The following is a 13628-nucleotide window of genomic DNA, read 5'->3' as shown; positions in this document are numbered from 1 at the left end:
GACGACATGTCGACAGCTCAGGAAGCACGCAACAAGGAGACGTACCACCGCTTCCACGAGGCCGTCAACAGCGGCGATCTGGAGGTCATCGCGAAGGCGGTCGACGAGTTCATCCACCCGGACGCGCGGTTTCACACGGCGGAGCTGACGGACATGACCGCGGTGCAGGCACAGAAGCGCATATGGGAGGTCCTCCTGCGCGCGTTCCCTGACATTCACGTGACGGTCGAGGACCTGCTCGCCGACGGAGACAAGATCGTCGCTCGGCAGACGGTCACCGGGACCAACTCCGGTGAATACCGAGGCATGCCCCCGACCGGCAGGTCCGTCACCTACAACGAGATCTTCATCGCCCGCTTCGCCGACGGCCGGATCACCGACCTCTGGGGAGTCGTCGACGTCTACTCACAGCTGCGGCAACTCGGGCTCGTCCGGGCGTAGGGCCTCCGCCCACCGCGCGGCGGACTGTCCGGCCCGGAGCCGACCGGTCCGGCGCTGGGGGCGGCGTTGGATGCGCTGGAGCCGGCCGAGCAGGTGCCGTCCGACTCGGTCGCCAGGGTCAGGCCGGCTTCGGCATGGACCGCAGGCGTCGCATCTGGGCCTGGCTGAGAACGTTCGCCCGTCGCATGTGCCGGGTGATCACCTCGAGCTCGTCCTCGGTGTGGTCGTCGAGAAGCGTCTGCCAGGTCTGTCCGAGGTCGTCCCACAGCGCGGTGACGCGGGCGAGGCGGTCCGGCACCGGGGTGACCAGCACCCGGCGGCGGTCCTCCTGGTCGGGCGCGCGGACCACGTAACCCCCTCTTTCGAGCCGGTCCACCAGGCGGGTGGCCGAGCCGGTGGTGAGGCCCGTCATGTCGGCGACCTGCTTGACGGTGAGTGGTCCGGGCTCGGCCGTCAGCAGGCTCAGACACTGCACGTCGGTCGGGTGCAGACCGAGGTGATCGGCGACGGCCTGGTTGAACAGGACGTACGCCGCCAGGTAGCGGCGGGACTCCATCGACAGCTCCTCGTACAGCCGGGTCCGGCGCTGGTCCGTCATGTGGATCACACCCCAAATAGTTGCGTGACGCAGTGAACTGGTCCTATTCTGCTGCGTGGCGCAGTTAATGTGCTGCGCAGTTAATTCTATCCCGTGGAGAACCATGCTCACCATCGCCGTCACCGGAGCCACCGGCGCGCAGGGCGGAGCCACCGCCCGCGCCCTGCTGGCCGCCGGCCACCGGGTCCGAGCCCTCACCCGCCGCCCGGACTCACCCGCCGCCGACGCTCTGCGGGGCCTCGGAGCCGACGTGCGCCATGCCGACTTCGACGACCGCGCGTCCCTCGACTCGGCCCTGGCCGGCGCCGATTCGCTCTTCGCGGTCACCACCCCGTTCGGCGCCGACACCGACGCCGAGACCCGGCAGGGCAGGGCACTCGTCGACGCCGCGGCAGCCGCCCGCCTCGGACACGTCGTGCTCACCTCCGTCGCCCACGCCGACCGCGGCACCGGCGTCCCGCACTACGAGAGCAAGCACATGATCGAGCAGTACCTGCGCGGAGCCGGCCTGCCGTGGACGGTGATCGCCCCGGCGGCGTTCATGGACAACTACGCCGGCGGCTGGACCCTCGACGGGCTGCGCGACGGCACCTTCGCCTGGCCCATGCCCGCCGACCGGCCACTCACCCTCATCCCCGCCGTCGACATCGGCGCATTCGCCGCGTCGGCTCTCCAGCGCCGCGACGAGTTCGCCGGCCGCCGTATCGACATCGCCTCCGACGAGTGCACCCCACAGCAGATCGCGGACATCCTCGCAGCCGCCATCGGCCGCCCGATCGCCCACCAGGAGGTGCCGCTGCGCTACGTCCGGACCCGATCCGAGGACCTGGCGGCCATGTTCGAGTACTTCACGACCTCCGGTCTCGACGTCGACGTCGCCAAGCTGCGACGCGACCACCCCGAGGTCGGCTGGCACAGCTTCAGCGACTGGGCCGCCCGCCAGGACTGGCCCGCGCTGCTGCGGCCCGCGCCCGCGAAGCCCTGACATCACCCGTTCGCGAAGGAACCTCCCCATGAAGCCCATCGGCTACTGGCTCAACCGCACCGACCAGGCCCTCACCCGCTCCATGAACGACATGCTGTCGGAGTTCGGCCTCACCCGGATCGCCTGGCAGGTCCTCAACGTGATCGACGACACCCCCGAGACCACCGACTCCGACGTCCTGTCGGCCCTCGCCGCCAACGCCGACGTCCACACGCTGACGGCCGCCGTCGACGCCGTGCTCACCGATGGCTGGGCGGCCCGTCCCGCACCGGACCGGCTCGCCCTCACCGCACGTGGACGTCAGCGTCTGGCCGGCGTCGCCGAGCGCGTCGACGCGTTCCGCGAGCTGTCCATGACCGGCATCTCGCCGGACGAGTACCGCACCGCCGTCCGCGTCCTGGAACGCATAACCCACACCCTCGAAACGGCGACGAGCGCCGGCCGGCCATCAGAGGCGGGCTCAGCGGCTCACCGTGACCTCCCGCCCCATGTGTGACAGCTCCTCCGGGTTGCGCACGGCGTGAGCCCCGGAACCGGCGTGCCTGTGGCGTACGTCACGAAGCCGCGCTGTCACAAGGATCGGGTCGTCGGCATCTTGTGCTCGTTCGGACAGTTCGCACAACGACAGGAACGTCATGAGTTCAGCGCTTGAAACCCTCCGCCGTGACTTCGGCGGCGACATCATCGAGCCGGGGGGAGCGGAGTACGAGTCGGCCAGCCGCTCGGTACTGGCCTCGGGCAGTCCGGCGTACGTTCTGCGGCCCAGGAACGTCGGGGACGTGCGAGCGGGTGTCGGATTCGCCGCCGCCACGGGGCTCGTGCTGTCCGTGCGAGGCGGCGGCCATGCCTTCGCGGGCTTCGGCACCAACGACGACGGCGTCGTGATCGACCTCCGCGGCCTCGCGGACGTGGAGGTCGTCGACAAGGAACGTCACCTCGTGCGGATCGGCGGCGGCGCCACCTGGGGCCAGGTCGCGGCCGCACTGGCCCCGCACGGCCTGGCGATCTCCTCGGGCGACACCAGGAGCGTCGGCGTCGGCGGGCTGACGTTGACCGGCGGCATGGGCTGGAAGGTCAGGAAGTACGGTCTGGCCCTGGACAATCTGGTCGCCGCGGAGGTGGTCACCGCCGGCGGACAGGTCGTGGAGGCGAGCGCGCAGGAGAACCCGGAGCTGTTCTGGGCGATTCGCGGTGGCGGGGGCAATTTCGGGATCGTGACCGCCTTCGAGTTCGCGGCGCACCCGACGACAGACGTCTTCTACGGCAGAATCGTCTTCCCGGCGTCGGAGGCGGCCGGCGTGCTCCAGGGGTGGGCGGACCACCTCCGCACCGCCCCCGAGGAGCTCACCTCCATCGTGAGCTTCGCCAACCCTTTCGCGGGCGGCCCCGAGGCGCCGGTCGAGATCCAGGTCGCCTTCGACGGCGATGACCCGGCTGTCGCGGCCCGGTCCATCGACCCGATCCGCCGGCTCGGCACGGTGATCGACGACGATGTCGCGCTGAAGCCCTATGCGGACACGCTCGTGGACGGCGTGACGCCGCCGCCCGGCATCCGGCTCGTCACCCGGAGCGCGTTCGTCGGCGAGGAGTCGGTGCCCGAGGTCCTGCGGATCCTCGCCGAGACCGGGGCGTCGCAGGGATCGCCGTTCATCGCCGTTCGCAGCGTCGGCGGCGCGGTGTCCCGAGTCCCCGACGACGCCACCGCCTACGCGCATCGCCGGGCGGAGCTGATGGTCGTGACCACCAGCGCCGGCCCGGAGCCGGTCGTCGAGGCCGCGCGTCCTGCCCTGGACGCGATCTGGGGGAGACTCGCACCGCACGTCGACGGCGCCTACGCGAACTTCCTCGCCTCCGCCACCGAGGAGGACGTCGCCGCGGTCTATCCGACGCGGACCTACCAGCGGCTCGCGGCGGTCAAGCGCCGGTACGACCCCGGCAACCTGTTCGCCGGCAACCACAACATCCGGCCTTGACCAGGGTGCGGCGGCGGACCGTCGCCGAGGCGTCGCCACGTGCCGACTCCGGCGTCGCCGGCGGGTCACCGGGCCGGATGCGGGCGCAGGTCGTGGGGGACCGACCGGCCGGGGGCGAGCCCCGCCGTCCAGGCCGCGGCCACGGCGGCGTCGAGCACCGTCCGCACCGGCAGGCCGCGTTCGGCCGCCAGCCGGGCGGCGGGCTCGTACTCCGGCGTGGCCTGCACCACGACGCCGTCCTGGTGGCCCACCTTGACCGGCAGCCGAGCGCCGAGCACGTCCACGGGCACCCACCCGCGTTCGAGCGCGGTCTTGCGGACCGTCCGCTCCCGGACGCCCAGGGTGGTGGTCAGGCGGAACATCGCCGCCCGGAGCTCGTCCGCGTGCCCGGGAGGGGACAGCACGCTCAGCGTGTGGGCGGGGCGGCCCTTCTTCATGAGGATGGGCACCAGCCAGGCGTCCGACGCGCCCGCCTCCATGAGGGCCGACAGGACGCCCGGCCACACGCGCGGGTCCAGGTCGTCCACGTTGGCCTCCAGGACCACGGCCTCGGCGGGATCGGCCCCGGAGGCGCCGACGAGCACCCGTCCGACGAGCACCCGTACGACGTTGGCCCGGCCGGGCGTGTCGCGGGCGCCCGCGCCGACGCCCGTGGCTTCCAGCCGCATGGGCGGCAGCTCCGTGCACGCGCGGGCCAGCGTGGTGACCAGCGCCATGCCGGTGGGCGTGGCCAGCTCGCCCTGGCCACCGGCGTGGATCCGCCAGCCGGCGGCGAGCTCGGCGACCGCCGGGACGGGCACGGGCAGCTCCCCGTGCGCCGTCACCACCCGTCCCGAGCCCACCGCCACCGGACCGGCGGTCACCTCGCTCACGTCCAGGTCGTGGAGGGCCGCGCAGACGCCGACCACGTCCGCGATGGAGTCCCAGGCGCCCACCTCGTGGAAGTGCACCTCGTCGGCCTCGACGCCGTGGACGCGCGCCTCGGCCCGGGCGAGCCGGGCGAAGACCGCCAGCGCGCTCTCCCGCACCGGCTCCGCCAGCTCGGCCCGGGTGAGAAGCAGGCGGATGTCCCGCCAGGTGCGGTGATGCTCGTGGCCGGCCGGCGTGACCTGTGCCCGCGTCGCGCGCAGTCCCGCACGGCTGACCTGTTCCCGGCCCAGACGCACCTGTCCCGGGACGACGGCCTCGACGGCGGCCCGTACCGTCTCCAGGCCGGCGCCGGCGTCGAGCAGCGCGCCCAGCAGCATGTCCCCGGCGACGCCCGCCGAGGCGTCGATCCACGCGTGCCTCATCGGCGCAGCCGGTGGAGGACCTCGCCCGCCTGGGGCACGACCAGGGTCTGCGGGTCGGCGGCGAACGCCTCGACGTCGACCTCCGCCGGGTCGAGGTGGCCGAGGTTCGCCCGTCGCACGACGTCCTCGGGGATGCCGGTGGCCAGGGTGACGGTCACGCGGCAGCGCTCGCCGTGCTCCTCGTCGTAGGTGCCCGCGCCGCGCAGGTGCGTGGAGTGGGCCAGCACCCCCCAGTGCAGGTGCTTGAAGCGGTCCCACTGCCGGGTGAAGTAGTCGCGGCAGTGGTAGCCGATCTGCTCGATCTCGGGGTGCATCGCGGAGATCGTCGTGACGTGGGGCGCGTACAGGACGACCTCGCCGCCGTCGGCGACGACGGGCTCCAGCTTATAGAAGCCCTTGGCGGCGGTCCACATGTCGTCGTACTTGGCCGGGATCAGCGACAGCACCCTGCGCATGGGCGCGTCCAGGTAGCGCACGTGGACCTCGGAGGACACCTCGGCGGCCGCCGCCCACGCCCGCTGCGGCGGCCCGTACGCCATGGCGTGCAGCTCGTCGGAGCCGGACCGCACGACGACGCACAGCGCCCGCCGGCGGGCGGGGATGAGCGAGGCCGCCTCGTGGATGAGCGCGCGCACCGGGGTGACGCCGCGCGTGCCGATGATGTCGGCGCTGGTGATGAGGGCGCCCAGCCAGTGCGACAGGTCGATGATGTCGGCCCCCGCCACGCCGGGGAAGAAGTACTTGTCGCCGCCGGAGAACCCCACCACCTCGTGCGGGAAGACCGGCCCGATCACCAGCGCCACGTCGTGCTCCACGACCGCCCGGTTCAGCCGCACGTCCACCTCGTGACGCAGCAGCCCGCCGGACAGCTCGCCGACCCGGTCGGCGCCGATCGTGCCGAGCGAGACGAACGTGGACGGCTCCCACCACGCGTGGTTGAGCACCGTCATCCCCGGCAACGGCGGAACGTGCGCGGCCAGCTCGGCCTCGCCCATCGGCGCGTGCGTGCCGAGCGCGACCAGCACGGTCAGCCGGGAGACCCGGCCGTGCAGCGCCTCGTGCACCGCCGACAGCAACAACGGCAGCGGGCAGCTCCGGGTGCCGTCGGGCACCACCAGGCACACACTGCGGCCGTCCAGATCCTCCTCCGCCAGCCGCTCGGCGACGAAGCTCCTGATCTGCGCCTCGGTGAGGACGGCGTCAGCCCCGCCGATCCGGTACGTCATGGAGGCCAGACGACCACGCCCGCCCCCGCGGGCGCAAGCCGGCGAGGCGACTCACGGCAACCGATTGCCATCGCCGCCGCCGTGCTGCTGGCGGCGTCGTGGCCGCGCGACGCCCCAGACGCGTGCGGCGACGACCGTGAGACCCGCGGCGGCGGCCGTCACCAGGCAGAGCATGAACGTCGGGTAGAGGTAGGCCAGCTGGATCCAGCTCGCGTCGCGGCCGCGTGCCAGCACGCGATGGATCGGGGCGATCGTCACGCACAACATGAGCGGGACCAGGTACGGCGCCAGCCGCCACAGGTGCCGTCCGGTGCGGCGCGTGGCCCACCGCCGAGCACGTACGGTGCCCCGCGCCGCGAGCCCGATGGTCACCAGGGCCAGCAGCGCGAAGAGCACGTCGATGAGGATCAGGGACCGCATGGAGGGCGGCCGCGGGGTCCCGCCCTCGATGATGGAGACGATGCCGGTCATGAGGGTGTGCGCGTCGGAGAAGGCCATGCCGGTGTTGGCCATGACGGCGATGCCGTAGCCGGAGTCCGGCATCAGCAGCTGGTGAGCGGTGGAGGTGAACAGGTCTCCGCCGTGCTCGAGGACGGGGGTGCCGCGTTCGGTCCTGCCGATCTCCCAGCCGAGGGCGTACTCCCCGTTCTGCTTCGACGGAGTGCGCATCTCCCGGACGGACTGCGGGGACAGGAGACCCGTGAGACCGGTGTTCTGCGCGATCAGCCATCTGGCCATGTCGTTGGCGGTGCTGATGACCCCGCCCGAGCCGTTTCCGAATCCGGTCGGCTCGGGCAGAGCGAGGGCCCGGCCGAGGACGTACAGGTGGCCGCGGGCGCTGCCGGGCAGGTCACGATCGGTGTCGGCGGTCGTGCTGCGGCCCATGCCGAGAGGCTCGAACACGTGCGCGTCGAGCCAGACCGCGAACGGCCGGCCGCTGACCACTTCGACGAGCCGCGCGGCGACCTGGTAGTTGGTGTTGTGGTAGCTGAAGGCGGTCCCGGGGTCCGTGGCGAGCTTCGCCGTCCTGAGCCGGGCCACGGCGCCTTGGAGCGTTTCCGGCTGAGGCAGGCTCTTTTCGCGGAAGGCCGAGTCCGCCATGCCCGAGGTCTGGTCGAGCAGCTGCCGTACGGTGATCTTCGCGGCCCGCGGGTCGGCCATCGTGAACTCGGGCAGGTAGCGGCGCACCGGCTGGTCGAGGGCGATCTTGCCCTGCTCGGCCAGTCGCATGACGGCCAGGGCGGTGAAGGACTTGCTGACCGAGGCCACCGCCATGGGGGTGTCGGCCGTGACGGCGTCACCGGTGGCGGTCCGGCCGTATCCGGTGGCGTGGACGACCCTGTTCCCTCGCGTGATCGCCACCGCGACGCCTGGCAGGCCTGTGGCCGCGCGGTACCGCTCGACGTAGGCGTCGACCGACGCGGGGACCGACGCGGGGACCGACGCGGGCGCAGACGCGGGCATGGAGGGGACCAGGGCGAGACAGATGGTGACAATTGCGGTTCTGAGCACCTCCCGAAGCTACTGAGGCCCCCAGGCGTCCACCATTGCGGCGACCCTCCTCGTCCGTTACGGGAAACCGCTACGAACCCGCAGGTGGAGCGGGCACGGAGCGCCTCGACGAGTTCCTCCGGGAGTTCATCGTCGAGGGCACCCTCGAAGGGCTCGCCTCGGCTCGAGCGCGCGGCCGCGTCCGTGGGCGCCCACCGGCCCTGGACGCCCATGGTGTGGGGATGGCTCGCGCGTTGTACGAGATGACGGGTGACGACGGCAGGCGCCGCTACACCGTCCAGCAGCTCGCCGACGGGCTCGGCGTCAGCCGCGCGACCATCTACCGCCACCTCGGTTCCGACAAGCCGGTCTCGGCGTAGGACGAGCATGGTGGGGCCCCCACCACCTACGACGGTGGCAAGGTTCACGCGGCGTAGCCAGGCCTGTGAAGCTGCTCGACTGGGGTCGTGCCTGTGGCGTCCGTCACTCTTCTGCCGGGTCGAGAACCTTGTCATGGGGTGCGGGAGACAGCAGGGTGACCGACCGACCTTAAGGAGGGCCGTTGACCGTTGAGACGGCCGAGATCGACGACGCCGAGCTGATCCGGCGATCCGTCGGTGACCCGGAGCAGTTCGCCGCGCTGTTCGACCGGTACGCACGGCAGATCCACCTGTACGCCGCGCGGCGCGTCGGCACGCAGGCCGCCGACGACATCGTGGCCGAGACGTTCCTGGCCGCGTTCCGGCGGCGCGGCTCGTATGACATGTCGTTTCCGCTGGCACGCCCCTGGCTGTACGGCATCGCCACGACGCTGGTGGCCAGGCACAGGCGACAGGAGGAGCGGATGCTGCGGGCGCTGGCGCGTACCGGCGTGGATCCCTTGCCCGAACCGATCGCCGACGCCGTGGTGCGGCGGGTCGCCGCGCGGGACAAGGAGCGCGAGCTGGCGCTAGCGCTGGCGTCGCTGTCGCGCGGCGATCGTGACGTGCTGCTGCTGGTGGCGTGGGAGGGCCTCAGCTACGAGGAGGTGGCCCAGGCGCTCGGCATCCCGCCGGGGACCGTGCGGTCGCGGCTGCACCGGGCCAGGAGGAAGACGCGGGCCGTATTGGGAGACGAGGAGCTGTGATGAGCACGATCAAGGACTTCCGTCGGGACACCCCGCCGATGACGGCACAGGCCGAAAGCGCTGCCCGGGGCCGGCTGCTGGCCGCGGCGCGCGAGCCCGAGCCACATCGTGAACCTCGGCGCGGGCCGCGGCTCGGCCGGCGGCTGGTGCTCGCGGGCGCGCTGGCCGTGGCGATCGGCGCCGGCGTGGTGGTGGCGAACGACCATCCGCGCGTGGTTCCGGTGGCCAGTGTGCGGGAACTCGGCGAGCGGGCCGCGCAGGCCGCCTATGACTACGACGACCGCGGACAGGTGCCGAACCCCGGCCAGTGGCTGTACATCAAGCAGCTCCAGGCCCCGCGGTCCGCGGACGGCGGCTACGGCGTCGACCTGTCCAGACGCGAGGTGCGGGAGGGGTGGTACAGCGTGGACGGCCTGCAGACGGCGGACCTGTTCCCCAACGGCAAGCTGCTGGTACAGGGTAACCACCCGGGACTGAGCGCGGACGAGTTGGCCCGCCAACCGGTCACTCCCGAGGGGCTACTCGCGAAGATCCGCCAGAAACTGGCGGACATGCACATCACGTGGACGGGAACCGTTGCGCCGCCCTCGATGGATGAGCGGCTCTTCCAGGCCGTCTACCAGATCATGGGCACGCAGGCGCTACCGCCAGAGGTGCGCGCGGCACTGTTCCGCGGCCTCGCCACCATCCCCGGGGTGACCGTCAACCAGAACGCGGTGGACGCCGACGGCAGGCACGGGGTCGCGTTCAGCTACACCGGCGGATGGACCCGCTACGACCTCATCCTGGATCCCATCGATTTCCGCTTTCTCGGCACATACGGAGTAACTGTGCAGGACCGGACCACGGACTACACCGACAGCCCCAATTACGTCGTCAAGGCCGGCACGCCGCTGACCCTGACGGCCCGATTGGAGGCCAAGGTGGTGGACGGCCCCGGCCAGAAATGAGCCGCACCGGGCGTCGTGCCATCGTGCTGGGGCGCGTACTGCGTGTCCGGATAAGTGATTCCGAACGAGATCCGGCGGCAAGGATCGGGGGTTCGGTGAAACCCATGCCGGCCTTCGTTCCAGCCGCCGCGTCGAATGTGCCGGTATCCGGTACCTTCTCCGGCGTTCGATGGCCCCCCTCCGCTGCCCGCAGGATGCGCAAGCACAAGACGCTCGTCTGGCCGGTGCCGCGATGAACATGGACAATCGCCTGTCGTGATGGGTATATCCGGCTTCGAGCCGAACTTTCTCGTCGGACTCCACGTTGTCCGCGATGAACATGGGCAGGGCTTGGCCGCGCTTGGTGGCCGACGTCTGACTGGCTTCGCGCTCGTGCGTTTTCTCGAAGACGGGCACTGGTATGCCGACTGCCCCGTCGTCTTGGACTTCGACGGCGTCCAGATAGAGATCATGCACTCGAAGTTCGATGAGCTGTCGATCAGCTGGAACACCACCGACACGACGGCTGCGATGACCGGCTGGGAGTGGTTCGAGCTGACTCCGGCGTGGTCCAGCGCCGATGAACGGCTTGAGCCGTTCATCGGCCAGGAACTGCGCGAGGTGGCTCTCCTTGAGTGGCAGCCATCAGGGCCTGACCTGGCGGCCGGCACCCTCGCGGTGGAGTTCGTCTTCGACAAGAGCCGCTTCCACATCGCCAACGCTCTTGATGAGAACAGCATCGAGGTCGGCGACGCCCATCCAGAATGGCTGCGGCACCGGCTGGGCTGTGGCAAGCAGTCCGACTAGGTCGGCCTCCGGTTGATCTCGATGACGGGCGGCAGGGTCGCCCCTTTTCCTCTTCGGGAAGTGCGGGGGAGGGGTCGAATCGATTCGACTGGACGATAGGCGTCATGCCGCGCGATGGTCAAGAGCCGGAACGCCGCCGGGACGCCACGCCACGCCAGGCCACGCCACGTCGCCGTCGCGCACGGCCGTGTGTCCGGCCCTGGAGTCGGTCCGCCGCGCTCCCCGGTCAGGTGCGGTGCCGGGCGGGTCCGGTGGTGCCGCGCAGCGAGATCGGCGGGGTCAGCAGCAGACGGCGATGCGGGGCGAGCGGGTCGGCGATGCGCTGGAGGAGCAGCTCGACCGCGTGCGCGCCCATGTCGTCGGCGGGCACGTCGGCGGCGGTCAGCGGCGGGTGCAGGTTCTCGGCCCAGTGCCGGGCGGCGACGCCGGCGACGGAGAAGTGCGCGGGCACGGCCAGCCCCGCCGCGGCCAGCGCCCGGTACATGCCGGCGACGGCGGCCTCGTTGATGGTGGCGATGGCGGTCAGCTCCGGGTGCTCGGCCAGCAGCCGCTCGACGCATGCCTGCCCGGCCTGGGCGTCGTCCCCGGAGCAGACCCGTACGCCGTGCAGCCCGCGCTCGGCGAGCGCGCGGTCGAAACCGGCCTGGGCGCGGTGGCCGGGGCCGTAGCCGGCGGCGACCAGCTCGGCGTTGCGGTTGACCAGGGCGACGTGCCGGTGGCCGAGGTCGGCCAGGTGGTGCACGCAGGAGGCGATGAGCGTTTCGTAGTCGAGGTCCACCCAGGACATCTCCTCCGGGTGGCTGGTGTGGCCGATGCCGACGAACGGCACGCCGGCGCCGTTGAGGCGGGCGACGCGGTCGTCCTCTAGCCGGATCTCCATGAGGATGACGCCGTCCACGCGCCGGCCGGTGACGACGCGCTCGAAGGAGCGCTCGTGCTCGCCGCCCGAGGGCGACAGCAGGACGTCGAGGTCGGCGCGGGCGGCGGCGTCGACCACGCTGGACACGAAGCCCAGCTGCATGTCGGTCAGGCGCCGGCTCGCGGGCGGGATGACCAGGCCGATCGTGCGGGTGCGGCCTTCCTTCAGCGCCCTGGCGGCGGCGTTGGGCCGGTAGCCCAGCTCGTCGATCACCGCCTGGATGCGCCGCTTGGTCCCCTCGGACACGGGACGCTTGCCGGTGAGCGCGTACGACACGGTGCTGCGTGACACACCTGCCCGCTTGGCGATCTCCCCGATGTTCACCTGCGCGCTCCTCGGTCTGGCAGTCGGCCGGAGACCATCGTAGGTCGAATCGTTTCAGGGTGAGGCCGTCGCCTCCCGAGTCCGTGACGAGGATGTGTCACGGACCGCACACCACGCCTTCCAGCCCATTGACGCATACGACAGGCCGGGCCTATGTTCGGTCGAACCGATTCGCCGAATCGATTCGACTGCGGCCCGCAAACGCCGCGTAACGCTGTCAGCGGAGGTCACGTCAATGAGTTCAGCGTCAAGGGGCCGGCGCGCGGCCGGCATGAGTCTGGCGGTCCTGGCCGCCGCCGCCGGGCTGGCGGCCTGCTCGTCCTCGTCATCGTCCGACGGCGGAGGCTCGGCAAGCGCCGGCCGGACCCCCGCGGGCGGCGGCGCCTACACGATCTGGGACCCCTATCCGCAGTACGACAAGAGCTCGGAGTGGGTGAAGCTGCTCCAGGCGTGCGGCACCCAGGCCGGGGTGACGGTCGAACGGACCGGCTACGACACCAGCGACCTGACCAACAAGGCCCTGCTGGCGGCCCAGCAGGGCAACTCGCCGGACGTGCTGATCGTGGACAACCCGGTCGTCTCCACGCTGGCCGAGGCCGGGGTGCTGACGACGACCGAGGAGAACAAGCTGGACGTCTCCGCACTGGCGCCCAACCTGCTGGCGGCCGGGCAGAGCGGCGGCAAGACCTACGGCGTGCCGATCGGCGCCAACACCCTGGCGCTGTACTACAACAAGGACGTCCTGACGAAGGCCGGGGTGGACCCCGCCGGCGTCAAGGACTGGGCGTCGCTGACCGCCGCGCTGGAGAAGGTGAAGGCGGCCGGGAAGAAGGGCATCACGTTCTCGGCGATCGGCACCGAGGAGGGCAGCTTCCAGTTCCTGCCCTGGTTCTGGGGCTCCGGAGCGACCCTCACCAAGCTCGACTCGCCCGAGGGCGTCGCGGCGGTGACCCTGTGGAGCGACTGGCTGAAGAAGGGCTACGCCCCCAATTCCGTCATCAACAACACGCAGACCACCAGCTGGCAGGAGTTCGCCGGCGGTGATTTCGCCTTCGCCGAGAACGGCACCTGGCAACTGGCCAACGCCAAGAAGACCGGCTTCGCGTACGGCATCATCCCCATCCCGGGCAAGGACGGCGGCACCGCGCCCGCGCCGACCGGCGGCGAGTTCGTCAGCATCCCGGTGCAGTCCGACACCGCCCGCTACGCCGCCTCGCAGAAGCTGGTGGCCTGCCTGACCAGCACCGACAACTCACTGAGCACCACGACCACCCTGTCCTACATCGCGCCCACCGAGGCGGTGCAGGCCAAGCAGGTCGCCGCCACCCCGGAGCTGCGGGTGTGGGTGGACGCGGTCAAGGCGGCCAAGGGCCGCACCAGCGACGACCTGGGCACCAGGTACCCGAAGATCTCCGAGCCGATGTGGGGCGCGGTGCAGGCCGCGCTGAGCGGCTCGAAGCCTCCGCGGGAGGCGATGGCCTCGGCACAGACGGCCGCGGCGAGCGCGACCCAGTAAC

Annotated in this window: 14 protein-coding genes; 9 read left to right on the top strand and 5 right to left on the bottom strand. The window is 71.4% G+C overall.

Annotated elements, in window-relative coordinates; genetic code table 11:
• The first annotated feature begins 6 nt into the window (after nucleotides 1–6).
• A complete protein-coding gene (locus AB0H64_RS40955) occupies nucleotides 7–441 on the top strand; it encodes an ester cyclase (RefSeq protein ID WP_357636211.1) in 435 nt (144 codons plus the stop codon).
• A 118-nt stretch (nucleotides 442–559) separates the two neighbouring features.
• Here the strand turns inward: AB0H64_RS40955 and AB0H64_RS40950 are convergent, their stop codons facing one another.
• Entirely contained in the window at nucleotides 560–1039 is a 480-nt protein-coding gene (locus AB0H64_RS40950; protein ID WP_357636208.1) for a MarR family transcriptional regulator, read from the bottom strand.
• A gap of 103 nt (nucleotides 1040–1142) precedes the next feature.
• On the opposite strand from AB0H64_RS40950, the gene AB0H64_RS40945 reads away from it, so the two are divergent.
• The 3 genes from AB0H64_RS40945 to AB0H64_RS40935 all read left to right on the top strand — a co-directional run bounded on the left by AB0H64_RS40945 (nucleotide 1143) and on the right by AB0H64_RS40935 (nucleotide 3997).
• Nucleotides 1143–2024: an NmrA/HSCARG family protein gene (locus AB0H64_RS40945; RefSeq protein WP_357636206.1), complete on the top strand. Its 882-nt coding sequence runs from the start codon at nucleotides 1143–1145 to the stop codon at nucleotides 2022–2024.
• A gap of 28 nt (nucleotides 2025–2052) precedes the next feature.
• A complete protein-coding gene (locus AB0H64_RS40940; RefSeq protein WP_357636203.1) occupies nucleotides 2053–2520 on the top strand; it encodes a MarR family winged helix-turn-helix transcriptional regulator in 468 nt (155 codons plus the stop codon).
• 139 nt (nucleotides 2521–2659) lie between these two features.
• Nucleotides 2660–3997, top strand: a complete 1338-nt coding sequence (locus AB0H64_RS40935) for an FAD-binding oxidoreductase (RefSeq protein WP_357636201.1) — start codon at nucleotides 2660–2662, stop codon at nucleotides 3995–3997.
• Between the two features lie 65 nt (nucleotides 3998–4062).
• Here AB0H64_RS40935 and larC read toward each other — a convergent pair whose 3' ends face one another.
• From larC to AB0H64_RS40920, 3 genes are read right to left on the bottom strand one after another with little or no spacing between them, the layout of a single operon-like run.
• On the bottom strand, nucleotides 4063–5289 hold the full coding sequence (gene larC / locus AB0H64_RS40930; RefSeq protein WP_357636198.1) for a nickel pincer cofactor biosynthesis protein LarC: 1227 nt from the start codon (nucleotides 5287–5289) through the stop codon (nucleotides 4063–4065).
• A complete protein-coding gene (locus AB0H64_RS40925) occupies nucleotides 5286–6515 on the bottom strand; it encodes a lactate racemase domain-containing protein (protein WP_357636195.1) in 1230 nt (409 codons plus the stop codon). The genes larC and AB0H64_RS40925 overlap by 4 nt, the downstream gene beginning before the upstream one ends.
• Before the next feature lie 51 nt (nucleotides 6516–6566).
• The gene (locus AB0H64_RS40920) at nucleotides 6567–8027 is read right to left on the bottom strand and encodes a serine hydrolase domain-containing protein (protein ID WP_357636192.1); all 1461 of its coding nucleotides are present in this window, start codon (nucleotides 8025–8027) and stop codon (nucleotides 6567–6569) included.
• 221 nt (nucleotides 8028–8248) lie between these two features.
• On the opposite strand from AB0H64_RS40920, the gene AB0H64_RS40915 reads away from it, so the two are divergent.
• The 4 genes from AB0H64_RS40915 to AB0H64_RS40900 all read left to right on the top strand — a co-directional run bounded on the left by AB0H64_RS40915 (nucleotide 8249) and on the right by AB0H64_RS40900 (nucleotide 10868).
• Entirely contained in the window at nucleotides 8249–8386 is a 138-nt protein-coding gene (locus AB0H64_RS40915) for an HTH domain-containing protein (protein ID WP_357636189.1), read from the top strand.
• A 182-nt stretch (nucleotides 8387–8568) separates the two neighbouring features.
• Entirely contained in the window at nucleotides 8569–9132 is a 564-nt protein-coding gene (locus AB0H64_RS40910; protein ID WP_357636187.1) for an RNA polymerase sigma factor, read from the top strand.
• The gene (locus AB0H64_RS40905; protein WP_357636184.1) at nucleotides 9132–10082 is read left to right on the top strand and encodes a CU044_5270 family protein; all 951 of its coding nucleotides are present in this window, start codon (nucleotides 9132–9134) and stop codon (nucleotides 10080–10082) included. Before AB0H64_RS40910 ends, AB0H64_RS40905 begins: the two co-directional genes overlap by 1 nt.
• Nucleotides 10083–10337: 255 nt before the next feature.
• On the top strand, nucleotides 10338–10868 hold the full coding sequence (locus AB0H64_RS40900) for a hypothetical protein (RefSeq protein WP_357636181.1): 531 nt from the start codon (nucleotides 10338–10340) through the stop codon (nucleotides 10866–10868).
• A 226-nt stretch (nucleotides 10869–11094) separates the two neighbouring features.
• On the opposite strand, the gene AB0H64_RS40895 is transcribed toward AB0H64_RS40900, so the two are convergent.
• Nucleotides 11095–12111 (bottom strand): LacI family DNA-binding transcriptional regulator, encoded by a 1017-nt coding sequence (locus AB0H64_RS40895; protein ID WP_357636178.1) that lies wholly within the window; start codon nucleotides 12109–12111, stop codon nucleotides 11095–11097.
• A gap of 271 nt (nucleotides 12112–12382) precedes the next feature.
• Here AB0H64_RS40895 and AB0H64_RS40890 point away from each other — a divergent pair, with 271 nt between their 5' ends.
• Nucleotides 12383–13627, top strand: coding sequence for an extracellular solute-binding protein (locus AB0H64_RS40890; RefSeq protein WP_357636174.1), 1245 nt, complete (start codon nucleotides 12383–12385; stop codon nucleotides 13625–13627).
• Nucleotide 13628: the final 1 nt, after the last annotated feature.

This window comes from Nonomuraea sp. NPDC050733 (genome assembly GCF_040654215.1).
Classification (GTDB): Bacteria; Actinomycetota; Actinomycetes; order Streptosporangiales; family Streptosporangiaceae; genus Nonomuraea.
The sequence above is the reverse complement of the archived record's forward strand: the minus strand, read 5'-3'. Positions and strand labels throughout refer to the sequence as shown.

Excerpts from the sequence above, each read along its gene's own strand:
- AB0H64_RS40890 (WP_357636174.1), top strand. The coding sequence starts at position 12,383 with ATGAGTCTGGCGGTCCTGGCCGCCGCCGCCGGGCTGGCGGCCTGCTCG.
- AB0H64_RS40950 (WP_357636208.1), bottom strand. The coding sequence starts at position 1,039 with ATGACGGACCAGCGCCGGACCCGGCTGTACGAGGAGCTGTCGATGGAG.
- AB0H64_RS40955 (WP_357636211.1), top strand. The coding sequence starts at position 7 with ATGTCGACAGCTCAGGAAGCACGCAACAAGGAGACGTACCACCGCTTC.
- AB0H64_RS40905 (WP_357636184.1), top strand. The coding sequence starts at position 9,132 with ATGAGCACGATCAAGGACTTCCGTCGGGACACCCCGCCGATGACGGCA.
- AB0H64_RS40925 (WP_357636195.1), bottom strand. The coding sequence starts at position 6,515 with ATGACGTACCGGATCGGCGGGGCTGACGCCGTCCTCACCGAGGCGCAG.
- AB0H64_RS40940 (WP_357636203.1), top strand. The coding sequence starts at position 2,053 with ATGAAGCCCATCGGCTACTGGCTCAACCGCACCGACCAGGCCCTCACC.
- AB0H64_RS40945 (WP_357636206.1), top strand. The coding sequence starts at position 1,143 with ATGCTCACCATCGCCGTCACCGGAGCCACCGGCGCGCAGGGCGGAGCC.
- larC (WP_357636198.1), bottom strand. The coding sequence starts at position 5,289 with ATGAGGCACGCGTGGATCGACGCCTCGGCGGGCGTCGCCGGGGACATG.
- AB0H64_RS40915 (WP_357636189.1), top strand. The coding sequence starts at position 8,249 with ATGGCTCGCGCGTTGTACGAGATGACGGGTGACGACGGCAGGCGCCGC.
- AB0H64_RS40935 (WP_357636201.1), top strand. The coding sequence starts at position 2,660 with ATGAGTTCAGCGCTTGAAACCCTCCGCCGTGACTTCGGCGGCGACATC.